This window comes from Sphingobacterium spiritivorum (assembly GCF_016725325.1).
In the GTDB taxonomy this organism is placed as follows: domain Bacteria; phylum Bacteroidota; class Bacteroidia; order Sphingobacteriales; family Sphingobacteriaceae; genus Sphingobacterium.
In genome coordinates, this window is the sequence record NZ_CP068083.1 from 956,626 (window position 1) to 981,619 (window position 24,994).

Here is a 24,994-nt window from a genome sequence, read left to right on the forward strand (position 1 = left end):
CTCACGCATAGCCCTTTTGCTACTATGGTGATGCTTGTATTGTGTTCTCCAAATTAATGGAAAACGTCTCTACTGTTGTCTTCTCTTGTAATTTTTTTCTTTCAATATGTCAAAGAACTCGTTAAGAAACTTACCATGCTATCACTCGATAACACATTTCTTTAGTGGAGAATAACGGAGTCGAACCGTTGACCCTCTGCGTGCAAGGCAGATGCTCTAGCCAGCTGAGCTAATTCCCCGGCTTGTGTGGTAGTCCCGAGCAGATTTGAACTGCTGACCCCTACATTATCAGTGTAGTGCTCTAACCAACTGAGCTACGGGACTAGCTTTTTCTTAATCTCTCTCGGTAACTCCATTCCTTTTTCTTGGGATGGGTACTTTCTTCTTAATGTCTTTCTTTAATCATGTGTATACGTAACGAGCACCAATTCAAGTACTCTAGAAAGGAGGTATTCCAGCCGCACCTTCCGGTACGGCTACCTTGTTACGACTTAGCCCCAATTATCGGTTTTGCCCTAACACGCTCCTTGCGGTTACATGCTTTAGGCACCCCCAACTTTCATGGCTTGACGGGCGGTGTGTACAAGGCCCGGGAACGTATTCACCGCGTCATTGCTGATACGCGATTACTAGCGAATCCAACTTCATGAGGTCGAGTTGCAGACCTCAATCCGAACTGTGATCGGCTTTCAGAGATTGGCATCACATTACTGTGTAGCTGCCCGCTGTACCGACCATTGTAGCACGTGTGTAGCCCCGGACGTAAGGGCCATGATGACTTGACGTCGTCCCCACCTTCCTCTCTGCTTGCGCAGGCAGTCTGTTTAGAGTCCCCACCATTATGTGCTGGCAACTAAACATAGGGGTTGCGCTCGTTGCGGGACTTAACCCAACACCTCACGGCACGAGCTGACGACAGCCATGCAGCACCTAGTTTCGTGTCCCGAAGGACTGATCCGTCTCTGGATCATTCACTAACTTTCAAGCCCGGGTAAGGTTCCTCGCGTATCATCGAATTAAACCACATGCTCCTCCGCTTGTGCGGGCCCCCGTCAATTCCTTTGAGTTTCACCCTTGCGGGCGTACTCCCCAGGTGGATAACTTAACGCTTTCGCTGGGACGCTGACTGTCTATCGCCAACATCGAGTTATCATCGTTTAGGGCGTGGACTACCAGGGTATCTAATCCTGTTCGATCCCCACGCTTTCGTGCATCAGCGTCAATAACGGCTTGGAATGCTGCCTTCGCAATCGGGGTTCTGAGACATATCTATGCATTTCACCGCTACTTGTCTCATTCCGCATTCCTCAACCGCATTCAAGTTCTTCAGTATCAAAGGCACTGCGACAGTTAAGCTGCCGTCTTTCACCTCTGACTTAAAGAACCGCCTACGCACCCTTTAAACCCAATAAATCCGGATAACGCTTGGATCCTCCGTATTACCGCGGCTGCTGGCACGGAGTTAGCCGATCCTTATTCTTCGGGTACATTCAGCTACGTTTACAAACGTAGGTTTATTCCCCGATAAAAGCAGTTTACAACCCATAGGGCAGTCATCCTGCACGCGGCATGGCTGGTTCAGAGTTCCCTCCATTGACCAATATTCCTTACTGCTGCCTCCCGTAGGAGTCTGGTCCGTGTCTCAGTACCAGTGTGGGGGATTCTCCTCTCAGAGCCCCTAGACATCGTTGCCTTGGTGAGCCGTTACCTCTCCAACTAGCTAATGTCACGCGAGCCCATCTCTGTCCTATAAATATTTGATTATAATGTGATGCCACATCTATAATGTCATGCGGTGTTAATCCGACTTTCGCCGGGCTATCCCCCTGACAGAGGTAGGTTGCTCACGCGTTACGCACCCGTGCGCCACTTTCATATCCAGCAAGCTGGATAATCTCGTTCGACTTGCATGTATTAGGCCTGCCGCTAGCGTTCATCCTGAGCCAGGATCAAACTCTCCATTGTAATAATGAATTGTTCGACACCTAACTATTTATCAATAAAAATAATTAGAATTGTCTTTTGTTAATTTCTAACCTGAATTGACTTGGTTGATTGTTTGTTAACTTTCGCTGACTAATCAACTACTCGTTACGCTACATGATTATTTCTTTAAAGAACTTCGCGCTTCCACTCTCGTTTCAGCTTCTATTTCAATAAGGCATTGCGCCCGTTTTGATCTTGTTTTTTCCTTCGTTTCTGAAGGGACTGCAAAGGTAGAAATCTTTTTTAAACTTCCAAAATATTTGTGAAAATATTTTCTGGCTCTTTCTTTCCCTTTTTTTCCACCTCCCGATCTCTATCCGAAACCGCTCAGCTTAGCTCCCGTAAGGGATGGCAAAGGTAGAAATCTTTTTCGGTATACACAAATCTTTTTTATAAAAAATATGCCCTCCCGTTATTCTAAACCTCCTTTTTTCAAGTGTCGTCCCTTGCGAAACAACCGTCCCTCCCTTGCGGAGTGGTGCAAAGGTAGAACTTTAAACTCATTACTTCCAAACCTTTTCCAAAGCTTTTTTCCATAATAATCTTAACTAGCTGATAACTTGAAGTATAAAATGCGTTATAACGAAGAAGAGCGGGAATAATCCCGCTCTTCTTTATATAATTATGTCTTAATACTGCATTTATTTAAAAACCCAGAATCTTTGCAAAGGATAGTTAAATCCCAAAGAAACGATAAGCTCTACGGCTAATCTTCCGATCTTATAATCAATATGGAGTAAATTAGAAACTAAAGGAGTACCTTCAGATTTAAGAAAGATACTACCTAATACTACCAAAATAAATTTCCAGATTTGGTTACCGACAGGACTGTCGCTCTTTTTAAATGCCCAATATCGGTTTAAAGTGAAATTGACAACTGCTCCAAGACTTCCGGATATACGAATGGCATTCTTGACATCAATCCCGATGACTTCTTTACAAAAAACCATGACGCCATAATCGAATGCTCCACCGATAAAAGCTGATGCCTGTGCTTTAATAAAAGCTCCTATTTTTTGTTTCATTTCCAGGGGAAGGGCTTAATCTACCTTTTTCAATCGTTCCTGTTGTTCTTTGGCGGCTCTCTCTTCCATGTCTCTTACATCCCCCATCTTTAACAACAATCCGGTATCTCTGAAATTAATAAACACCAAAATCGCACAAATAGCTGCAACCAGATAATTAATTACCCCCGGAAATACAACCTCCAGCACCAGCACCATGCTAATAATAACACGAATCTCTGTTGGTCCTACAAATCCGGCATCTATGGTATATTTATCAGTAACCTTGTATCTCAACTGAGATATAATCATACTCCAGCCATAACAAGCAACCAGAATATAGCCGATCACCTCAAAAACACCGGTTGCATATATAATATATCCGAACCCGATCATGACCGTACTGATCCAATCCATTATAATATCCAGAGAAAAGCCATACCATCTCCGGGATTTGTTACGGTAAAATGCAAGACGTCCATCCAGTGAATCACCAAGCCAGTTAATCATAAACCCCAGAATTCCTAACAGTAAATATTCAACAGCAATATGTTTGGCTAAAATAAAAGCAAGTAAGATGAGTGCTGATCCAAACGTCCCTATACCTGTCAGCATATCAGAAGAAATCCAGGAAGGTATTTTGGGTACTAAATAGGTAATCAACTTTTGTTCAGGATTGCTCAGAATATTAGTTCGCTTACGATCCTGAAACAATTTTTTATTTATTTTCAATTCACTCATACAACCTCAAATTATAACCACTTATGCTCCTTATACCACAATAATGTTTCTTCCAATCCCTTTTTCAAATCAAATTGCGGATCAAATCCCAGTTCTCTTCGTGCTGCCGTAATATCACAGGCCCAGTTTGCAGCCGTAAGTTCATTTAATCGCTCCGGATATAAGACTGGTATTTTTGCAGAACGTTTATATGCCCACTCAAATAATCGTGCCACTAATCCGACGACCCCATGAGGAAGATGAATCCTAAAGGTTTTCTTTTGCAGTACATTATTAAAAATATTAGCCATTTGATAACGATCATAAGCCTGACCGTCTGTTATGTTATATATTTTAAACTGAGCGTGTGTTGCAAAACAAGATTGAAGAATCGCTTGTACCAAATCCTTCACGTAGATAAAACTGAGTTGCTGAGGAGATCGTCCGATATAAGCATCTACTCCACTGTTCAACGTTTTGAAAAGTACATATATATCCTTTTCCCGGGGTCCGTAAACTGCTGTAGGCCGGATAATCGTCAATGGTTTATCTCCGAATTGATCTTTTATGGCCTTTTCCGATTCACGTTTACTGCGTCCATATGCAGTCACAGGATGATACGGAGATAGTTCTGAAAGGAGACCTTGTTCGATAGAAATAGGACCTACCGCAGCCAGACTGCTTACAAAGGTAGCTCTTTTTAAAGGAATAGCGGCTTTGAAAACAGCGGAGAATAAGTTTAGTGTATATTGTTTATTGACCCGGATCAGGTCTTCTTCCTTTTTAGCTCTTGTCATTGCTGCTGCATGAATCACATATTGGTATTGATGCTCTTCCAACAGGGCAACTAATCCGTCTGTATCTTCATAATCCGGATAAACGAATTTGTCAACAGCATGCTCGATTTGGGAAACGGCACTGGATTTACGTACTGCCGCATGAACCTCAAGGCCGGCGGATTTGGCTGCTTCAACTAAGTGAAACCCGACAAATCCGCTAGCCCCGGTTATTAGGACTTTTTCTTTCATATCGCTTTCTCGTAAAAACGATAACGCTTATATAATTTACCATTGATTTGCTCAATGGCATGATTCATCATGTAATTATGTTCTAACATCCAGGAACATTCTGCTCCTTTGATACCTGCAGGTGATGCATTTTTAATAATACGACCATACAGACAGGCTTCGATACCCATTTTTCTGTAATCATCTAAAACCCCTAACATCAGTACGCGAAGAGTTTTAAGCTTACTTTTTCCAAAAAGGAGCTTGAAGATACCGGTAGGAAGTAATCTTCCTCGTTTGATCTTGATCTGAATTTCATTGATATTAGGAATTCCAACAGCAAATCCTACAAGTTCATCCCCCTTCTCTGCTACTAATGCAAATCTTGGATCAACGATCATTTTCAGATCTTTTGCCACATAATCAAACTCATCATCAGTCATAGGTACAAATCCCATATTCTGATCCCAGGCTTTGTTATAGACCTCCCTGATTTTACTTGATTCGTTTTTAAAATCTTTCAGATTAATCTGACGCAGAATAATACCTGATCGTTTCAAACGTTCTTCCAACTTATCCAGCAAGAGTACTGATCGCTGATCTGCTTCTGCTGTATTAATGTAATATGCCAGAAGATCTACACGCTTGGAGAGTCCGGCTTTTTCAATCAGATCAATGTAGTAAGAAGGATTATAAGGCATCATGGCCATCGGCGGACGGTCAAAACCCTCAACTAATAAACCACAGACGTCATTTGTTGAAGGATTAAATGGTCCGGCAATATGATCACCGCCTTTTTCTTTCACCCAGGCAATAACGGCACCAAACAATTTGTCAGCGACTTCCTGATCATTGATACAATCAAAAAAACCAAATGCACCTTCGTTTACTTTGTTAAACTCATTGTTACGTACATTCCAGATCCCGGCTATACGGCCTACCAGCTTATTATCGCGATACGCCAAAAACGGTTGAACCTGTGAATGCTTGTAAAAAGGATGTTTGCCGGGGGTGAGTAAGTCCGCCTGACCTAAAAAGATTTCAGGGACATAATTTGGATCTTCCGCATGAAGGTCATGCGGAAAATCAATAAAGATCCGTCTTTGTTTCTTTGTTTCAACGGGAATAATCTGAATCATAGGAGATTAGATTAAAGATTCAATTTCTGCTTGTTTAAAAACGCGAACCATTTTCTCCACGGCCTCATCGATCTGATCGAAAGTATGTGTAGCCATCAGTGAGAATCTGATTAAAGATTCTTCTGAAGGAACTGCCGGAGATACTACAGGATTGACAAAAACGCCATCATCCTGCAACATTTTAGTCACCCAGAATGTTTTCTCATTGTTACGAATAAATATCGGTAATATAGGGCTTTCCGTATCACCCAGATCAAAACCGCTGTCTAACAATAATTGTTTTGCGTAATTTGTGTTTTTCCAAAGGTTTTCCATATGCTCAGGCTCACTGATCATAATCTCCAACGCTTTTAACGTTGAGGCAACAGAAGCCGGAGTCATACTTGCACTGAACATGACAGAACGTGCATTGTGTTTTAAGTAATCGATAACATCTGCATCACCGGCTACAAAACCACCCAGAGAAGCCAGCGACTTACTGAATGTTCCCATTATCAGATCAACTTTATCTGTCAATCCGAAGTGAGAAGCAGTACCTGCACCATGTTCTCCGATTACCCCCAGACTATGTGCATCATCGACCATCAAAGCTGCATCGAACTCATCAGCAATTTTAACCATTTCAGGCAGGTTGACAATGTCACCTTCCATACTGAAAATACCGTCAGTGACGATAAGTTTAGCACTTTCCGAAGGAAGACGTGATAATTTGGCCCGAAGGTCGTCCATATCATTATGACCGTATTTTATAACTTTGGAAAAAGACAAACGGCTACCGTCAATGATAGACGCATGGTCTCTCTCATCCAGTAAAATATAATCATTACGTCCCATCAGACATGAGATAGGTCCCAGATTGGATTGAAATCCTGTACTGAAAAGGATGGAGGCTTCTTTACCCACTAATTGAGACAATTTATGTTCCAATTCAATGTGAATATCCAGCGTTCCATTCAAAAAGCGAGATCCGGCACAACCTGTCCCATATTTTGAAAGAGCGTCTTGAGCCGCCTCTATAATACGCGGATCAATTGTCAATCCCAGATATGAATTGGAGCCAAACATCAGCACCCTTTTGCCGTCAATCATCACCTCTGTATCTTGTTTCGACTGGATAGGTCTAAAATAAGCATACAGACCTTTCGACTTCAGCTCTTCGACAATATTAAAATGCGAAATTCTCTCGCTTAACTTTCCTTTGCTCATGCGAATAAAAGGCTTTTTCTATTTTAGTAAAATCAATATAATTCCTATTTTTTTCTTTGATAATTTACCATTTCGGACAAATGTTCAACAAATAAAACGCTTTATTTGAAACAAAAACCTCAAATAATAATGACATTTCCCTCTTTAAGACCTTCATTATCAATAAATTAAAAAGAACGGAGCTCCCGGAAGGAACTCAAAAACTCGTGCAAACATACGAAACTAAATCCAGCATTCCTTGTTTGTAACTACAATTTTTTGACATGTAAATATCATAAATTTAATTTTATTTTAACACTACGTACATAAAATAATCTCGTCAGGTCTCGAAACGGTTAGGCCGTAATTGATTACCTTTGTAAAGCAATTAATAAGCAATATACAAAATAAAATGACATTAGCAGCAAATATAAATATCAAAAATAAAAGAGCATCTTTCGAATATCATCTATTAGATAAATATATCGCCGGACTTCAACTCCTGGGTACAGAAATTAAATCTATACGTGAAGGGAAGGCAAATATTAATGACAGTTTCTGCGCTTTTTTCGAAAAGGGCTTATACATCCGCAATATGCATATTGCCGAATACTCTCATGGATCATTCTACAATCACGAAGCAAAGCGCGATCGTCAGCTGTTACTTACAAAGAGAGAACTCAAAAAACTCAGAGCGAAAGGTGATGAGAAAGGATTTACTATAGTTCCGTTACGTATTTTCGTAAATGAAAGAGGATTTGCTAAAGTGGAAATAGCACTGGCACAGGGTAAAAAGGACTTTGATAAACGCGACACGATCAAGGACAGAGATGCGAAACGGGAGCTTGACCGGGCGATGAAAAGATAAGAAGTTACGACATTGTTAGAAAAACTCCAGGAGTGATTCCTTCTTGTTTTTTAAACATACGCACAAAATAATTGATATTACTGAAGCCGCTTGCGTAGCAGGCTTCTTTAATACTTTTTGAACTTTGCAGTACTTTTTTCGCATTTTTTATACGTTCCCGAATGACGTATTCCATAGGGCTTATACCTGTCTCCTCTTTAAAGGTTCTGTAAAAACTAGGCTTACTCATATTTGCTTTTTTGCTCAGGTCTTCTACTGTAATATTTTCATGAATATTATGCAGAATAAATTCTGTCACTGCATGAAGCCGGTTATTGGAGGACAGGACAGGACCTTCTACAACTAACAGATTCTGGGTCTGCATAATGCGGATGAGAAGCTCTTTGAGTGTCAGATCAGCTAATACATCTTTGTGCAACTCCTTACTCAACGAGATATCAAAAAGTTTATTAGTCAGGTAAGCAAGCTCGGCATTATTATAAAAGTGATATTGGTCGTAATGAAACCTCCACTCCTGCTCCCCGTGTTGCCTTGGGAAATATTCGTTCAGATAGTTAATTGTTTCCTGTATCTTCTGATGTCCGACAGCCAGAGCTGTACATTGGGTAGGATCATTTTCCTTAGCTTCGGGAAAATCAATTTTCATAGACAGTGAGGGGGGCACTACAATCGTTTCGCCAGGGAGATAATCAAAATGGGGACGATCAAAAAGATGCATCACTTTTTTACCTTTCAGCATATTGATAATGACCAGATCATTAAATTTAAGAGGCACAAGCTTACTCTCCTGATAAGTCTCGTATACATTCAGCTCAAAATTGTTTAAAGTGAATGCACGTCTGTTTTCAACCAGAGTAGTGATTTCTTTTTTGTCTGTAAATGGCAGATGATTGAGAAGATGTTTCATGCCTGTAAGATTTATAATACAAGAATAACAAGTTAATTAAAATAACGCTCAAAACCAAACTCTGGTATCCCGATGAAGTCATTTTAAGAGGAGTCTCCTCCGCTTCCTCTTTCATTAAAACTTTCCCTTTATACCACACTGTTTTCAGATGATAGTATAGTGCTAAAGAATGATAGCATAATGCTAAAACACTGAATATCATATTTATATATTTGAAAATAGCCAAGTATAAGTATTTATTTAAAATCATAATCAATATGAGTGTAATAGAAAGACCTGCGTTCAAAGAACGCTATGACAACTACATTAACGGAAAATTTACCGCTCCCGTTCAGGGCAAATACTTTGATGTAATCTCTCCCTTAGACGGTAAAGTTTTTACACAAGCCGCTCATTCAACTAAAGATGATCTGGAGCTGGCGGTAGATGCCGCTGCAAAAGCATTCGAATCATGGGGAAAAACTTCTTCTACTGAGCGTAGTATTATTCTTAATAAAATTGCGGATCGAATAGAAGAAAACCTGAATTACATTGCCGCTGTTGAAACAGTTGATAATGGCAAGGCTGTTCGGGAAACTCTAAATGCGGACATTCCCCTCGCTATTGATCATTTCAGATATTTTGCAGGGGTAATCCGTGCTGAAGAAGGTTCGTTATCGGAACTGGACGCAAACACAGTATCGCTGATCGTACATGAGCCGATCGGTGTGGTTGCTCAGATCATCCCCTGGAATTTCCCTATTCTGATGGCCGTATGGAAACTGGCACCAGCTTTGGCTGCCGGCAACTGTGTGGTACTGAAACCTGCCGAAAGTACTCCCATCTCTATTCTGGTACTGTTAGAACTTATCGGAGATTTGTTGCCAGCCGGAGTCGTTAATATTGTAAATGGATTCGGATCTGAACTGGGACGTGCTCTTGTGACTAATCCAAAAGTCTCTAAAGCGGCTTTCACCGGATCTACAGCAACAGGACGTCTGGTTATGCAATACGCTACTGAAAACATAATTCCTGTAACATTAGAACTAGGTGGTAAATCTCCTAATATTTTCTTTAGCTCGGTTATGGATGAAGACGATGCGTTTCTGGATAAAGCCATTGAAGGTGCTGTTCTGTTTGCGCTCAATCAGGGTGAAATCTGCACCTGTCCTTCCCGTCTGCTTATTCAGGAAGACATTTACGACAGATTTATCGAAAAAGTAATTGACCGTGTCAATAAAATCAAGGTCGGTAATCCGCTGGATCCAACAGTAATGATGGGTGCACAGGCTTCACAGATACAAAAGGATAAAATCGTATCGTATATTAAACTTGGTAAAGAAGAGGGAGCTGAAGTGCTGACAGGAGGAGATATCAACCATCTGGGTGGAGATCTGGAAAATGGTTATTATATCAAACCTACGCTATTCAAAGGTCATAATAAGATGCGTATTTTCCAGGAGGAAATCTTTGGCCCTGTACTGGCTGTTACCACCTTTAAAGATGAGGCTGAAGCTATTGCTATAGCAAACGACACGATATATGGACTGGGTGCGGGTGTATGGACACGTGATGCACATCAACTGTACCAGATACCAAGAGCGATTCAGGCAGGACGGGTATGGGTCAATCAATATCACAGTTACCCTGCAGGAGCACCCTTCGGAGGTTACAAGCAATCTGGTGTAGGTCGCGAAAACCACAAAATGATGCTGGGACACTACAGACAGACAAAGAATATGTTAATCTCATACAGCAAGGAGAAGCTGGGATTTTTTTAGAAAGCTTTTAACATTAGGCTCTTTTTTATTTATCTGATAATAAAAAATTATGATTCCAAAAACCATGAAAGCGGCAGTGGCCAGAGGATACGGCCAGCCGTTGAGTATAGAAGAGGTTCCGGTCAAACAGCCGGGGCGCAATCAGATATTGGTCAAAGTAGTAGCATGTGGTGTCTGCCATACAGATCTTCACGCTATCGAGGGGGACTGGCCTGTAAAATCCAAAATGCCGTTGATCCCGGGACATGAAGGAGTAGGATATGTCGTGGCTACCGGTCCGGACGTGCAAAATGTAAAAGAAGGAGATGCGGTAGGTGTTCCGTGGCTGTATAGTGCCTGCGGTTGCTGTGACTTTTGTATTACAGGATGGGAAACTTTATGTGAAGCTCAGCAAAACGGAGGATATAGTGTTGACGGAGGTTTTGCAGAATATGTTATTGCTGATGCCCGATATGTAGGCCATTTAAAATCCAATGTCAACTTTCTGGAAATTGCGCCTATCTTATGCGCCGGCGTAACGGTATATAAGGGGTTGAAAGAAACAGAAACAAAACCCGGAGAATGGGTCGCAATATCCGGAATCGGTGGTCTGGGACATGTAGCTGTACAATATGCTAAAGCAATGGGTATGCATGTCGCTGCAATAGATGTTGCGGATGACAAGCTGGATCTGGCTAAAAAGCTGGGTGCTGATATTACAGTAAATGCAAAAACTACGGATCCGGGTCAATATATCCAGAAAGAAATCGGAGGAGTACATGGTGCCCTTATTACAGCCGTATCCCCTATTGCATTCAAGCAGGGGATAGATGTTTTGCGTCGCAAAGGTACGATTGCTCTTAACGGTCTTCCTCCAGGATCATTTGAGTTACCTATCTTTGAAACTGTACTGAAACGTATTACCGTCAGAGGATCTATCGTAGGTACCCGGAAAGATTTGCAGGAGGCATTGGACTTTGCAAATGAGGGCTTGGTCAAGGCTACTGTAACAGCTGCAAAGTTAGAAGATATCAATAATGTATTTGATCAGATGAAAGCCGGAAAAATAGACGGACGAATCGTATTAGATATTGCAGGTTAAATCATAAAGAGGGATGTAAAAATTCTCATCCCTCTTTTATTCCCTTTACAAAACTCTTTAGCAATGACAAATCGAATAGATGTAACGGATAAAGCAAAAGCACTGATCCAACAGCTTGCTGCTCAACATGGTGATCTGATGTTCTATCAGGCCGGAGGATGCTGCGAGGGAACACAGCCTCAGTGTTTTGAAAAAGGGGGATTTTTCCCTCGTATGAATGATGCGATGATAGGTCTGGTGGAAGGGTATGAATTCTGGATCGATCGGGATCTCTTTGAATACTGGCAATATTCACATTTCACTTTAGATGTACTGGATGGTTTTGGGCCTGGTGGATTTTCGCTCGAGACTCCTTTAGGTAAGACATTCAAAGTTCACTACAGGCTTTTTACAGCAGAAGAGCTAGATAAACTAGCTCCTGTAATTCGAAATGAATAATATAAAATTAAATTTAAGCCTCAATAGCGATACCTTGCAGAACAGGCACTGGTTTTTTAGCTTCATCCAGGGCGACGAATGTAAATAACCCACTGATAGCCAATTCCCGTCCCTCTTTATACATATCTTCGAGATAGATTTCTACCTTCACCTTCAGACTAGTCCTCCCTATGCTATCGATGCGTGCAATTGCTTCAATAATACTTCCTGAAGGAATAGCTTTTGTAAAATCGATTCTATCTGTTGAAACGGTTACCAGGGTTTTACGGCAAAAACGAGTAGCCGCCATAAAAGAAACTTCATCCATGATGGCCATTGCCTTTCCTCCAAAGAGTGTGTCATGATGATTGGTAAGAAATGGAAAAACAGTTGTACAAACACGCGTCTCTGCTAAATTTATGCGTTCTTCTAAAGTCATGTATTAGTTATTGTGAATATAAAAATAGATTAAAATTATTTAGTTTTCGATCTCTACTCCTATGCCTTTCAGCAACATGGAGGCATTAAATACCTTACACTCTCCATCTTTCAGTTTGTAGTCGAATAGCATTTCTCCTTCCTTTACCTGAATATCAAAATGATAATTCCGGACTATACCGGGATACTCGGCTTCCAATGTAGATAATTGCAGATCATGCGTAGCGACCATACCTTTTCCTTCCATTGTGATCAATTTTTTAATGATAGCACGTGATCCGAGGTATTTATCTACAGAATTAGTTCCTCTAAGCATCTCATCAATGAGGAAGAAGCTGTCCTTTTCATGTCCGACTGTATCCAGGATATATTTCATCCGGTCTAGTTCAGCCTTAAATGTGGAGGTGCTTTCATTCAGGTTATCTTTGATCCGCATATACGTAATCAGCTTATAAATAGGAAGCTGAAGAGAGGTTGCACATACAGGAGCACCTGCATATGCCAGTACAGCATTAATACCTACCGTTCGCAGGAACGTACTTTTGCCTGCCATATTAGATCCTGTCACAAGAGCTATACTATGCTCATTTGCATCATAATTGTTGGCAACAGCATAGGCTTCATTAATCAGAGGATGATTAATGGCCTGACTTGTGATTTTACTCTGCTTTGTATCTTCCAGAATCACCGGGAAAGTCCAGTCCGGATAGTTCCTTTTTAGTGTTGCAAAACTCAGCAACGCTTCAAATTCGGCTATAACATCAAAAGCTTCCAGAATATTCTCTTCATATCTGGATTTCCATTTAACAATAGCCATCACCTGTCTGAAATCCCACAACAGGAACATGTTAAGAACCGTTCCTACAAGAATATTATTGCGTGCATCCAGCTTATTGATCAATCCTCCCAACTCTTTAAACGCAGCAGATAATTTTCCTTTATTCCCCTCTACTGACACCCGCTTCTGTAGTGTCTTCGTAAGTGTGGATGACCACTGACGATCTTCTACCAATCGTATTCCTTCAGCGTATGCATTTAGTATCCCTCCTACTTTATCAATCTTGCTGGAGAATACCGATACCCTGCCAGCCATAGCTAATGTCCAGAAAATATGTATCAATGCAAGAACAAATACATAGCCAATAACTTTGACTCCTGCTAATGCCAGGATAATACCTGCAAGCATGACAAAAGGCACTACTGCTACATAGATTCGCATAAAGGCATTACCAAAGGAGAAGTCGCCGCTTTGAAAATACTTACGAAGAAAGGCTTTAACTTCAATTTGCTGATCCAGATTAAAGATAAGTGTAGTCTGTAGTTGCTGACACCAATTGAGTTCGGCGGACAGTTCTTTAACAGCTTCCTGGCGTTGCTGTATAGTCTCTTTATTTGCCGGAGATGAGAGCCATTGCGCCAGCTGTTGTATTCCCAGCTTAGTAGCAGCACGATTAACCAATGTAAACAGAGAATACCGGCCAAATATATCCAGATCCGAAAGATAGGGATGCCGTCCATCTTCAAACTCCTGACCTTCTGAATAACAGTTTTGACGTTGTTCACGAAGCAGGATTTCATTCTCATTCACCCGAAGAAAAGCTTTTAGATTATCCCGTTCTTTCTCCAGACGACTTTGTCTTCGGATAAGAAAGGCAAATAAGATAATAATAAGGGCAAACAAAAGGGACACCAACCAAATCTGCTTCTGCTGAAAGCTCCAGAAAAGAAGCCCTCCTCCCCCGAGAATAACGGCCAGACGGCCAAAACTATTGTTATTAATCTTTTTGTCTAAAATCTGTATTGCGACTTTTGTCTGCTCCACAGCATTTGTATATGTGGAGTAAATCGATGTATCCATAAGGCGTCAAGTTATAAAAAAAGCCTGGAATTTACCAAGCCTGATCTCCTACTAAAGGAACAAATCTAAATGTATCTAATTCTATTCGTTCAAAATCATTCTCTCCAACCCGAAGAATAGTCACCATTTTCTGGGCTTTCTCATCCCCTACAGGAATCACAAAAACTCCTCCGATCTTCAGTTGCTTCAGCATTATCTCAGGAACGAAAGGCGCTCCTGCAGTCACAATTATCTTATCATAGGGAGCATTACCTGGAATACCTTTTGATCCATCTCCCAAAAAGAATTTTGGATTGTATCCCATATAAGGCAGCACTTGTATAGTACGGTTGTAAAGGCTTTCCTGACGTTCTATGGTGTATACATCGGCTCCCAATTCCATCAAAATACAGGTTTGGTAACCAGATCCTGTACCGATTTCCAGTACTTTATCTCCTTTTTTCACGTGGAGCAATTCGGATTGATATGCGACAGTATAAGGTTGGGAAATAGTCTGGCCGTCACCTATAGGAAAAGCAATATCCCGGTAAGCCTGATTCCAAAATGTCTCATCAAAGAAAAAATGCCGGGGTACTTTACCTATTGCCTTCAATACCTGCTTATCCTCGATCCCTCGTTTTTCTAAATGCTTGACAAGTTGTTTCCTTGCTCCTCTCTCTCTGTAATTATCTACGAATTTGTACGCCATTGCTGTCCAAAAATACCGTTAAAAACGCATATTTAAGCTATTTAAATGCAAAATGTTTGCACTCAAAGGAATACCAAATCAGGAAGGATCCACATCTATCTGTACGCGAACTCCTGTATGAGATTTGTCCAGTTCAAAACTCAGAATAGCTTGTTGCATGAGTTCCTTCACTTTAGCTATACTGACATTATTGCGTTCGATCTTTAACGTGATTGTCTGAATGAAATAATTACGCACCCGGCTTACAAGAGGTGGCTCCGGACCAATGACTCTGCTACCCAGCGTACTTCTCAATCCCGATGCAAGATCCCTTGCTGCATCAAAACACTTTTGAATATCCGGATGTTTGACATCAATCTTAATCAACCTGTAAAACGGGGGGTATTGATAATTTTTTCGTTCTGTTGCTTCTTCCAAAAACATAGCATCGTAGTCGTGCGCTACGACCTGCTCTATCACACGATGATTGGGGGTATAGGTCTGGATAATTACTTTACCTATTGAGTCTCTCCGGCCAGCTCTTCCGGACACCTGTGAAAACAGCGAAAATGCGCGTTCATAGGCTCTGAAATCTGGAAAGTTTATAATAGTGTCTGCATTAATAATTCCGATAAGACTTACTTTTCCAAAGTCCAGACCTTTTGCAATCATTTGAGTTCCTATCAGAATATCATATTCATGTTCATCAAAAGCCGTTATGATCTTATCAAATCCATGCTTCCCTTTTGTTGAATCGAGATCCAGCCTTCCGATACGTGCATCAGGCATCAACAGTTCGAGCTCTTCTTCGATACGTTCGGTACCGAATCCGCGGCTCTCCATGTGTGTGGTACCACAGGCAGGACATATCTGTGGAGGGGCTTCGTGATGTCCGCAATAATGGCAATGCATTCTATTTGTGGTCTTGTGATAGGTCAGACTGACATCACAGTTGACACATTTAGCTACATATCCGCATGTATTACACTGAATAATCGGTGTATGCCCTCTTCTATTCTGAAAAAGTATAACCTGTTCTTTACGTTCTATAGTTTCTGCAATCTCCTTCAGCAGAATACCACTGAAATAAGAGTGCATATTATCTTTCCGCTTTTCTTCGGAGATATTCACAATTTTTATTTCCGGCAGCTGTGCAGTACCATATCGTTTCAGGAGCTGAACCAATCCGTATTTTCCTGCTTTTGCATTGTAATAACTTTCGATAGACGGTGTAGCTGACCCGAGAAGTATTTTAGCCTGATGAATATAACCTAAGTATATCGCCGTATCACGGGCATGATATCGGGGAGCCGGATCATATTGTTTATAAGAGCTCTCATGCTCTTCATCTATAATTACTATTCCGAGCTCATGAAAAGGGAGAAATAAGGAAGAACGGGCACCTATAACAACTTTATATTCATTCTTCAATACTTTATGCCAGACTTCAGCTCTTTCATTATCATTGAATTTTGAATGATAAACACCTAATTGATCGCCGAAATACAACTTAAGACGTTCAGTTATCTGAGCGGTGAGGGCAATTTCGGGTAACAAATAAAGTGCACTCTTCCCTTCCGCAATTGCCTGCTCAATCATACGTATGTAGATCTGTGTCTTACCGGAAGCTGTTACTCCATGCAGGAGCACTACATCTTTATTATGGAATAATTTATTGATCTGATCAAAGGCTTCCTGTTGTACTTCATTAAAGGTGAAGGAAGCTGTGAGTTCAATATCTTCTCCTTCGAAACGGCTGACAACTTTCTCTTTCACCAGAAAGACCCCCTTATCAATAAGTGCCGTAATACTTGCAGGTCCGCAGCCTACAGTTTCCATAATGGCCTGGCGTGTAATCTCTGAAACGGTCTTGGATAATTGAAGATAGGCCAACACTGCATCCTGTTGTTTCGGAGCTCTGTTCAGCGAATCCAGCAGTTCACGCTTTCCTTCTGTATCTGTGTATTCTGCATTCAGAATAAGATAGTTCTTTTTCTTTGGCTTGTACCGTTCGGAGATTTCTTCGGAAATCATGAGGAAACCATTATCGAAAAGTTGTTTGAGAATAGGGAATACCGTTTTCTGCCCTAATAATTTGACAATATCGCTCACCCGTAATTCTCCGGCAATCTCCAGCGCTTCCATGATCATATACTCTTTGTCCGAAAGTTGGCTTTTATCCAATCCTTCCTGATCTGAAGCAATGATTTTAGTTTCACTGGCTAGTTTCAGCGCTGCCGGAAGAGCAGCCTGCATCACTTCCCCCAGTGTACACATGTAGTAAGAAGCCATCCATTCCCAAAGCTTGAGTTGGGCAGCATCTACAATAGGCTGCTGATCTAAAATATCTAAGACATATTTTGCTTCATAGCGTTCAGGAGCCATGTCAGTAACTTCCTTTACTATGGCAGAATAGATTTTATTCTTTCCAAATTGTACAATGACACGCATGCCTACAGCGATCTTGTCACTCCACTCATGCGGAATACGATAAGTGTATGTCTTGGAAATAGCCAAAGGCAGAATAACATTCACAAAACAAGTATTGCGTACAGCTGAAAATAAAGATGGGTCCATAGACATATTGCAAAAATACAAAAAAGCCCCCGAAAGGAAATGCTTTCGGGGGCTTGATATTTTATTATTAAAAAGGTTTTATGATCTGTTTTTCAGAGCTGCCACAAAGAGACCAACCCATCCTATCATATAACTGAGTCCTCCTAATGGTGTAATGGGACCTAAGATCCGCGGGTTTCCAAAACCTGTTATCTCACGTACACTCAATATATACAAAGAGCCGGAAAAAAGTAAAATACCAATTGTAAATGCGAAGAAAGCAACGCGTATAGATGTATTTTTAGCTCTGGAAAATGTGGAAAGGAATAAGAGCGCAAAGGTATGGTAGAAATGATACTGGTTTGCGGTTTTCCATGTACCGATATGATATTCACTGATTTTCCCCTCTAATCCATGCGCACCAAAAGCCCCCAATGCCACAGCAATTAATCCAAAAAAGGACGCTGTGAGAATAATTTGTTTGTTCATGAGTTTAAGTCAATATTTTTATGCTCAGTATTACGTTTATAAAAGTATAAAATATACTCCACAATGTTGATTTTTTTATGGAAATAAAAGGAAGAGAGCCCCGTAAACGCATAAAAGTTTCTATTTGGATGTTTTTTTAGTAGGTTTGTTTAGTCATGAGAAATACGATTATTGTTACTGTCTTGCTCTTCATCGCTGTCATCGGAGCGTCTATATATTACTTTTCAGATTTGAATCAGGATCATAAAGACGCTGTAAAACCTCTCAAATTTTTACCGAAGGAAACCTATCTGATCAGCTCTTTCAAAAATGATGAAACTACGGATAATATTTTCAAGGATTTTGAAATCTTTGATGCGCTGCTGGGAAAGAAAGAAACCGATGAGATCCGTAAATTAAAAAACGTCTTATTAAGAAGTGCCTCTATACAACCTTATACGCTGAATGAAGAGATTTATATTTCTCTGCATCCTGAAGATAAAGAAATTAAACCTGTCTTTATTATTCCCTTCTCCGCAGATCTGAAAAAAGAAGAATTATCCGCACTGTTCAGCGGACTCAGCAAACAATTTCGGGTAAATAAACAAGACACACTTGGTAAGACCATTTATGCTTTTGATGAAGGGAAAAAGGATACCATATTGTATGTAGCCTATGATCATCAGATTGCGTTTGCAAGTTATTCAAAGAAACTGATAACGACTATATTGGATGACAAGGTCGTCAAAATGGATCAACACCAGATTGACTTTTTCATCAAACACAATTCTAAAAACTCACCAATGAGTGTGTATTTTGACCACAGACAGATCAATCCTATCGCAAAACAACTGACAAATCGAAAATCAGGATTCTATGTGAATATGTTTGCTGATCTGAGAGGGGAATCAGCCTGGAACATCAACTATAAGAATGATGCCCTCATGCTTGTCGGAGAAAGTGAAATAACCAATGACTCTAGCTATCTCGCTATATTCGCAAGCCAATCGAAAACAGACCAGATACTATACAACTATTTTCCGGCAAACACGGCTACTTATATCGAATATTCGATTAGTGATACCGCTTCCTTTGGTCAAAAACTAATGAAGTTTTTTGAAAAGAAAGATGATGTAAAAAAATACAACAATCATATCCGGAATATAGAAAGCAACACGAAACTGACCTACGCTAAGGATATGCGAAAGATCTGGGGAGCAGATTTTGCAACGGCGGAACTTGACAATGGGGATCTGCTGGGATTTGTTCAGATTGCAGATTCCGTATCTTTCAGCAAGACTATTTCGAGGCTGAGCAAGGACTTGGGAGATTCCATTTATCAGTTAGATTTTTCCAATACGTTGTATTTTGCTTTCGGAGACGCTTTTAAACAATTTCAGCGACCGTACTTTACCATTATTGATAAACGTACACTTGTCTTTGCCAATAGCCAATCCAATCTGCAGGAATATCTGCGATCATGGAATGCACAACGCTTGCTTACGGGAACGCTTGGCTTCAAAAATTTTGAAAAGCTTCAGGGAAACAAAGCTAATGTTACCTTTTTTCTGCATAGTAAGAATGCAAGCGGTATTATAGCTAATTCCCTCGCCTCTTCCTATCTAAAGAATTACAGAGAAAAAGAGAATTTTGGATTTCAGGACTTCTATTCCTGGTCCATACAACTCGGGGGCAACAACGGAAGCTTTCAATCCAGTATTTATGGTATTTATAAAAGTAAAAATGCCCTCGGAGGAACTCCGGACTGGACTTATCAGTTTGATGGAAAGCTGATCGGGCAACCCTGGGTATTTGAACAATCAGACACCAGCAAGATGATTCTGGCACAAGAACAAAACCACACCATACATGCTATTCACCCTAAAGGGACAAAATTGTGGTCAGCAGTCTTATCAGGGCGTGTAATAGGCTCTCCTATTCAGCTTCCTGACCGGTCTGTTGTCCTGGTAACTGACAACCGCAGACTTTACAGATTTGACACCTCCGGCAAAGTATACAAAGGGTTTTCACTTGGCATTCCTCAACAGGCGAATGACGGACCTTCGGTAGCAAGTTTTGACAACAATATGCTACTTATTCCTTCAGGAAACACTATTCTGGCTTATGACCTGGAAGGAAAAAGCTTACCCAACTGGAAAAATGTAGATCTGGACGGAGAGCTATTATTTGATATCAAAACTATACAATTCAAAAACACAGATTACCTCATTACATCCACTAAAACGGGTTCGGTGTACTTTATAGGAAAAAATGGAGAAACGATTAAAAAGATACAGAATCCAACCGGATCTTCTTTCCGGAATCCTATACACGTCACCCCAAGTGCTGATGGTAATGATTTGTTGGTAATGGCAACAGATGCAGGTGGTAATTTAGTGACATTCAGTCTGAACGGAGATGCTAAAAGCAGAAAAATAGGTGACTGGTCATCCGAATACTACGCAGACATAAAAAATGTCACGGCCGATAGTAAGGCTGATGTTATTATCATTGATAAGAATAAGCTGACGGTATACAGTACCACAGATACCACCATGTATTTCCAATACACATTTACCAGAGATATTGAGGAAAGGCCTTTGTTTTTCCCTCTGGAAAAGGATAGGTTTACATTGGGTATAGGCTCCCGGAATAACTATCTGATTGGCCTTTTTAATGAAAACGGGAATCTGATGGAAGGATTTCCTTTGGAGGCTTTACCAAACTTTTATTTTGGCAAAATTAACTATGCCGGCGGCAACTTTTTACTCTGTACAAAACGGGATCATAAGTTGTACGCTTTTCCTTTTTAATAATTTGATTTCCATCATTTTAAATTCATTTATTAAAAAAGGTTAAAATCAAATAAATCATTCAAAAAATAGTTCCAAATACTAATTTTTTATAGTAGGTTTGCAATCTTAAATTGGCTATGCTGACACGAAACGAGAATAAGGAAATACTATCCAAATCAGATAAAATAATTATCACGACCCATCATAAACCAGACGGAGATGCATTAGGCTCTTCATTAGGATTATACCATTGGTTAAAAAGCCAAAATCATGATGTCCATATAATTGTATCATCTGACTTCCCTACATTTTTGGACTGGTTACCCGGTCGGGATGAGGTATTAATATACCCCGATCAGACGCAATTGTGTCAATCTCTTATAGATGAAGCTTCTCTTATCTTTTGTTTGGATTACAATGCCCTTTCACGTACCAATGTTATGGAAGGCGTACTTCGTGCATCTGCAGCAAAAAAATACATGATCGATCATCATTTAGATCCTGAAGGATTTGATGATTACCGTTTATGGGATCCTCAGGCTGCTGCGACAGCCCAATTAATCTATACCTTTATTGAAGGTTGTGTTGATGAAGTTTCTGAAATTACTCCTGCGATTGCAACCTGTCTTTATGCAGGGATCATGACAGATACGGGTTCTTTCCGATTCAGATCGACTACAGAACAGGTGCATGAGATCATCTCCAAACTGATCCGCTCCGGAGCCCGCAACTGGGAGATCCACGAACAGATTTATAACAGTTCTACTGAAAACAGATTAAAATTTCTCGGACATTGCTTACTGAACCGTTTAGAAGTCATTCATGAGTATAATACAGCTCTTTTTGCGGTGTCAAAACAAGATCTTGAGCAGTTTCAGGTGACTACCGGCGATACAGAAGGATTAGTTAATTACGCGCTTTCTGTAAAAGGAATTCGTTTAGCTGCATTAATTATTGACAGAACTGAATTAATAAAATTATCTTTGCGTTCAATCGGTGATGTGCCTTGCAATGAGATCGCAAGAAAACACTTCAACGGAGGTGGCCACTTTAATGCGGCAGGCGGAAGTTCCGAAGGGGATTTGCAAAGTGTAGTCCATAAGTTTAAATCCATATTACCGGAATACAACGAAATATTAATAAAATAACTATAGTGAATAAACAGAAATGAAGAAATCAATTCTATTATTATCAGCAGTTGCATTATTATCAACTGCTTGCCAAAACTTTAAAAAAGGGGACGGCGGTCTTGAATACAAAATAGTAAAAGACAACGGTGGCGACAAAGCCAAAGCAGGTGATTTGTTATCTGTAGATATGGTCATTACTACAGACAGAGACTCTGTATTAAACAGTACGTACGAATTAGGTTTACCGCAAATCGTAAATATTGCACCAGATAGTATCCCGGGTCTTTACAAAGGAGATTACAACTCTATGTTCAAATTCTTAGGTGAAGGCGATAGCGCTGTATTCCGTCTGAATGTAGATACTATGGCAGCTAAAATGAGCCAGCCTAAAGTTGAATTCGCAGATAAATTTGTAACCTTTACAATCAAAGTCAGAAAGCATTTCAAAAAAGGTAACCTGACTGATTCTGCTCTTTACGCACAAATCAACAAATATTTCGAAGGTGAATTAGAAGGTTTGAAAAAATCTGAAGAAAGCAAAATTGCCGGATACATCAAATCTAACAAATTAGAGCCTAAGAAATCTGCTTCCGGTCTTCAGTACGTTATCAAAGATCAGGGTAAAGGTGTTAAACCTGCTATAGGTGATACTGTAGTGGTAAACTACACAGGATCTCTGACTTCAGGAAAAGTATTTGATACAAACAATGCTGAAGCGGCTAAAAAGAACAAACTTCACAATGCAATGCGTCAATACGAGCCTATCCGTTTCCGTATTGGTCATGATCCGGTAATTCAGGGCTGGACAGAAGGATTGCAGTTATTAAATAAAGGTGGTAAAGCTACTTTCATCGTTCCTTCTCAATTAGGATATGGTGAGCGTGGTGGTGGCGGTGCTATTCCTCCATATGCTCCTTTAATCTTTGAAGTAGAGCTAGTGGATGTTGTACCGGGACCTAAAACAGAGCCGGCACCTGCACAGGCTGCTCCTCTAAATGTAGCTCCGACGACACAGGCAACTCCAACAACAAAATAGAAATTTAAAATTTTATTAATAAAAACACGATTTGGTTAACCAAATCGTGTTTTTTCGTTTATAATTAGGTCGTCTGTTCACAAAATGCTAAATTTAGCCACGATTTAACAGCATCTTAACATGCCTACTCCTTATATTTTAACAGATACACATACCCATCTTTATTATCACATTGGAACTCCGCTAATGGAGGAACAAATGCAACGATGCTTTGACCGTGGTATTGAACGTATATTTTTACCGAATGTAAATACCGAATCTATTCCAAAAGTAATGGATACGGTGCGTGCTTATCCTCAAAACTGTTTTCCAATGCTGGGTCTTCATCCCTGCGATGTAAAAGAAAACTATAGAGAAGAATTGTCCTCCATTGAAGAGGCTTTATCCATACATAAAGTATATGCTATAGGCGAAATCGGACTTGACCTGTATTGGGATAAAACAACCCTGGATATTCAGAAAGAAGCATTCCGTATTCAGGTACAATGGGCTAAAGATTTGCGATTGCCTATAGATATACATTGCAGAGAAGCCTTTGATGAATTGTTTGAGTTACTCGATGAACTTAAAGATGATAAGCTCTTCGGTGTCTTACATTGTTTCACAGGTACTTTAGATCAGGCCAAAAGAGCTATTGATCTTGGATTTGCATTAGGGATAGGCGGTGTAGTCACTTATAAAAAATCGGGTCTGGATGCTGTTGTAAAAGAAATCGATCTGGAACATATCGTCCTGGAAACTGACGCTCCATATCTGGCTCCGGTTCCGTTTAGGGGCAAGCCAAATGAAAGCAGCTATTTACATTACATAGCAGAGAAAGTAGCCGATCTGCATGAAGTCGGGATCGAAAAAGTAGCAGCTGTCACCACAGCAAATTCAAAACGTATATTCGGAATATAAAATAAGACATGCATAATATCTTTATTATCTATACAGGCGGTACCATCGGAATGGTCAAAGATGAGCAGACCGGATCATTTGTACCTTTCGACTTTGAGCTTATTGCCCGGAATCTGCCGGATCTGAGCAGACTGAATTATAAACTCACAGTACATTCTTTCACACCCATCATTGACTCCTCTAATATGAATCCAACCGTTTGGATTGAGATGGCTAATATTGTGAAGCAAAACTATGAGCACTATGACGGGTTTGTGATTCTTCACGGATCAGATACAATGGCATTTTCAGCTTCTGTTTTGAGTTTTATGCTGGAGGGATTACAAAAACCGGTTATCCTTTCAGGGTCACAACTTCCTATCGGAGAAATCCGTACTGACGCCCGTGAAAATCTGATGACGGCATTGGAAATTGCATCTGCTCAGGAAAACGGAACGTCTCTTATTCAGGAGGTCTGTATCTTATTTGACAACAAATTATTCAGAGGAAACCGTTCTTTCAAATACAATTCAGCCAAATTTGAAGCTTTCCGCTCTCCAAACTACCCTGTTCTTGTAGAAGCCGGTATACACCTCAAGTATAACAATGAAGCCTTATTAGACAACAGATATAAACAATTTATCCTGCATACCAAACTGGATGACAGAGTGGCTGTATTGAAGCTCTTCCCGGGAATGAATGCCAATACGATCCGTACCATCCTGAATTCGGATGTCAGATCTATTGTCATGGAAACCTTTGGATCCGGTAATACGACTACAGATGAATGGTTTCTCGACCTGTTAAAGGAAGCGATAGATATGGGTAAAAATATTCTGAATATCTCTCAATGTAAGGTGGGATCTGTCGAGCTTGGACGCTATGAAACAAGTCAGGGACTGAAATCAATCGGAGTGCTGAATGGGTATGATATGACCTTTGAAGCAGCAGTAACCAAACTGATGTACTTACAGGGAGAATTTGAAGATCAAAAAGATGTAGCGTACTGGATAGAAAAAGATATCCGGGGTGAGTTGACTGTAAATGATTAGGAAAATTTTACGATGATAGCTTAAAAAGGAGTTGCTACTTG

At 40.4% G+C, this 24,994-nt stretch carries 20 protein-coding genes, 2 tRNA genes and 1 rRNA gene; 9 read left to right on the forward strand and 14 right to left on the reverse strand.

Features of this window, described 5'->3' with window-relative positions; all coding sequences use genetic code 11:
- Window positions 1-165 precede the first annotated feature (165 nt).
- The 8 genes from I6J02_RS03935 to spt form a co-directional block, all read right to left on the reverse strand.
- Window positions 166-239: transfer RNA gene (locus tag I6J02_RS03935), tRNA-Ala, on the reverse strand.
- Window positions 240-247: 8 nt separating this feature from the next.
- Window positions 248-324 (reverse strand) — tRNA-Ile (locus I6J02_RS03940).
- A gap of 118 nt (window positions 325-442) precedes the next feature.
- A 16S ribosomal RNA gene (locus I6J02_RS03945) occupies window positions 443-1,965 on the reverse strand.
- A gap of 662 nt (window positions 1,966-2,627) precedes the next feature.
- Window positions 2,628-3,011, reverse strand: a complete 384-nt coding sequence (locus I6J02_RS03950) for a GtrA family protein (protein ID WP_201680544.1) — start codon at window positions 3,009-3,011, stop codon at window positions 2,628-2,630.
- Between the two features lie 15 nt (window positions 3,012-3,026).
- Window positions 3,027-3,731, reverse strand: coding sequence for a CDP-alcohol phosphatidyltransferase family protein (locus I6J02_RS03955; RefSeq protein ID WP_201680545.1), 705 nt, complete (start codon window positions 3,729-3,731; stop codon window positions 3,027-3,029).
- Between the two features lie 11 nt (window positions 3,732-3,742).
- A complete protein-coding gene (locus tag I6J02_RS03960; protein ID WP_201680546.1) occupies window positions 3,743-4,738 on the reverse strand; it encodes an NAD-dependent epimerase/dehydratase family protein in 996 nt (331 codons plus the stop codon).
- On the reverse strand, window positions 4,735-5,856 hold the full coding sequence (locus I6J02_RS03965) for a hypothetical protein (protein WP_201680547.1): 1,122 nt from the start codon (window positions 5,854-5,856) through the stop codon (window positions 4,735-4,737). The genes I6J02_RS03960 and I6J02_RS03965 overlap by 4 nt, the downstream gene beginning before the upstream one ends.
- Window positions 5,857-5,862: 6 nt before the next feature.
- Window positions 5,863-7,062 (reverse strand): serine palmitoyltransferase, encoded by a 1,200-nt coding sequence (gene spt, locus I6J02_RS03970; RefSeq protein WP_201680548.1) that lies wholly within the window; start codon window positions 7,060-7,062, stop codon window positions 5,863-5,865.
- A gap of 391 nt (window positions 7,063-7,453) precedes the next feature.
- Here spt and smpB point away from each other — a divergent pair, with 391 nt between their 5' ends.
- Entirely contained in the window at window positions 7,454-7,909 is a 456-nt protein-coding gene (gene smpB, locus I6J02_RS03975; protein WP_201680549.1) for an SsrA-binding protein SmpB, read from the forward strand.
- 4 nt (window positions 7,910-7,913) lie between these two features.
- Here the strand turns inward: smpB and I6J02_RS03980 are convergent, their stop codons facing one another.
- The gene (locus I6J02_RS03980; protein ID WP_201680550.1) at window positions 7,914-8,816 is read right to left on the reverse strand and encodes an AraC family transcriptional regulator; all 903 of its coding nucleotides are present in this window, start codon (window positions 8,814-8,816) and stop codon (window positions 7,914-7,916) included.
- Window positions 8,817-9,073: 257 nt separating this feature from the next.
- Here I6J02_RS03980 and I6J02_RS03985 point away from each other — a divergent pair, with 257 nt between their 5' ends.
- The 3 genes from I6J02_RS03985 to I6J02_RS03995 all read left to right on the forward strand — a co-directional run bounded on the left by I6J02_RS03985 (window position 9,074) and on the right by I6J02_RS03995 (window position 12,095).
- Entirely contained in the window at window positions 9,074-10,576 is a 1,503-nt protein-coding gene (locus I6J02_RS03985; protein WP_201680551.1) for an aldehyde dehydrogenase family protein, read from the forward strand.
- A 49-nt stretch (window positions 10,577-10,625) separates the two neighbouring features.
- Window positions 10,626-11,657 carry an alcohol dehydrogenase AdhP gene (gene adhP / locus I6J02_RS03990; protein WP_201680552.1) on the forward strand — a complete coding sequence of 344 codons (1,032 nt, stop codon included), beginning with the start codon at window positions 10,626-10,628 and terminating at the stop codon, window positions 11,655-11,657.
- Between the two features lie 63 nt (window positions 11,658-11,720).
- On the forward strand, window positions 11,721-12,095 hold the full coding sequence (locus tag I6J02_RS03995) for a DUF779 domain-containing protein (protein WP_201680553.1): 375 nt from the start codon (window positions 11,721-11,723) through the stop codon (window positions 12,093-12,095).
- Between the two features lie 13 nt (window positions 12,096-12,108).
- On the opposite strand, the gene I6J02_RS04000 is transcribed toward I6J02_RS03995, so the two are convergent.
- The 5 genes from I6J02_RS04000 to I6J02_RS04020 form a co-directional block, all read right to left on the reverse strand.
- Complete coding sequence (locus I6J02_RS04000; RefSeq protein ID WP_201680554.1) at window positions 12,109-12,513, reverse strand: acyl-CoA thioesterase; 405 nt, start codon at window positions 12,511-12,513, stop codon at window positions 12,109-12,111.
- A 39-nt stretch (window positions 12,514-12,552) separates the two neighbouring features.
- Window positions 12,553-14,370, reverse strand: a complete 1,818-nt coding sequence (locus I6J02_RS04005; RefSeq protein WP_201680555.1) for a MutS-related protein — start codon at window positions 14,368-14,370, stop codon at window positions 12,553-12,555.
- Window positions 14,371-14,401: 31 nt separating this feature from the next.
- Window positions 14,402-15,058: a protein-L-isoaspartate(D-aspartate) O-methyltransferase gene (locus I6J02_RS04010; RefSeq protein WP_003000393.1), complete on the reverse strand. Its 657-nt coding sequence runs from the start codon at window positions 15,056-15,058 to the stop codon at window positions 14,402-14,404.
- A 78-nt stretch (window positions 15,059-15,136) separates the two neighbouring features.
- Entirely contained in the window at window positions 15,137-17,614 is a 2,478-nt protein-coding gene (gene priA, locus I6J02_RS04015) for a primosomal protein N' (protein WP_201680556.1), read from the reverse strand.
- A gap of 78 nt (window positions 17,615-17,692) precedes the next feature.
- Window positions 17,693-18,082, reverse strand: coding sequence for a DUF423 domain-containing protein (locus tag I6J02_RS04020; RefSeq protein ID WP_201680557.1), 390 nt, complete (start codon window positions 18,080-18,082; stop codon window positions 17,693-17,695).
- 155 nt (window positions 18,083-18,237) lie between these two features.
- On the opposite strand from I6J02_RS04020, the gene I6J02_RS04025 reads away from it, so the two are divergent.
- From I6J02_RS04025 to I6J02_RS04045, 5 genes are all read left to right on the forward strand, one after another.
- On the forward strand, window positions 18,238-20,874 hold the full coding sequence (locus tag I6J02_RS04025; RefSeq protein ID WP_201680558.1) for a hypothetical protein: 2,637 nt from the start codon (window positions 18,238-18,240) through the stop codon (window positions 20,872-20,874).
- Window positions 20,875-20,993: 119 nt separating this feature from the next.
- A complete protein-coding gene (locus tag I6J02_RS04030) occupies window positions 20,994-22,004 on the forward strand; it encodes a DHH family phosphoesterase (protein ID WP_201680559.1) in 1,011 nt (336 codons plus the stop codon).
- Window positions 22,005-22,023: 19 nt separating this feature from the next.
- Complete coding sequence (locus tag I6J02_RS04035) at window positions 22,024-23,022, forward strand: FKBP-type peptidyl-prolyl cis-trans isomerase (RefSeq protein WP_201680560.1); 999 nt, start codon at window positions 22,024-22,026, stop codon at window positions 23,020-23,022.
- Between the two features lie 120 nt (window positions 23,023-23,142).
- A complete protein-coding gene (locus I6J02_RS04040) occupies window positions 23,143-23,922 on the forward strand; it encodes a TatD family hydrolase (protein WP_201680561.1) in 780 nt (259 codons plus the stop codon).
- Window positions 23,923-23,930: 8 nt separating this feature from the next.
- On the forward strand, window positions 23,931-24,953 hold the full coding sequence (locus I6J02_RS04045) for an asparaginase (protein ID WP_201680562.1): 1,023 nt from the start codon (window positions 23,931-23,933) through the stop codon (window positions 24,951-24,953).
- Window positions 24,954-24,994: the final 41 nt, after the last annotated feature.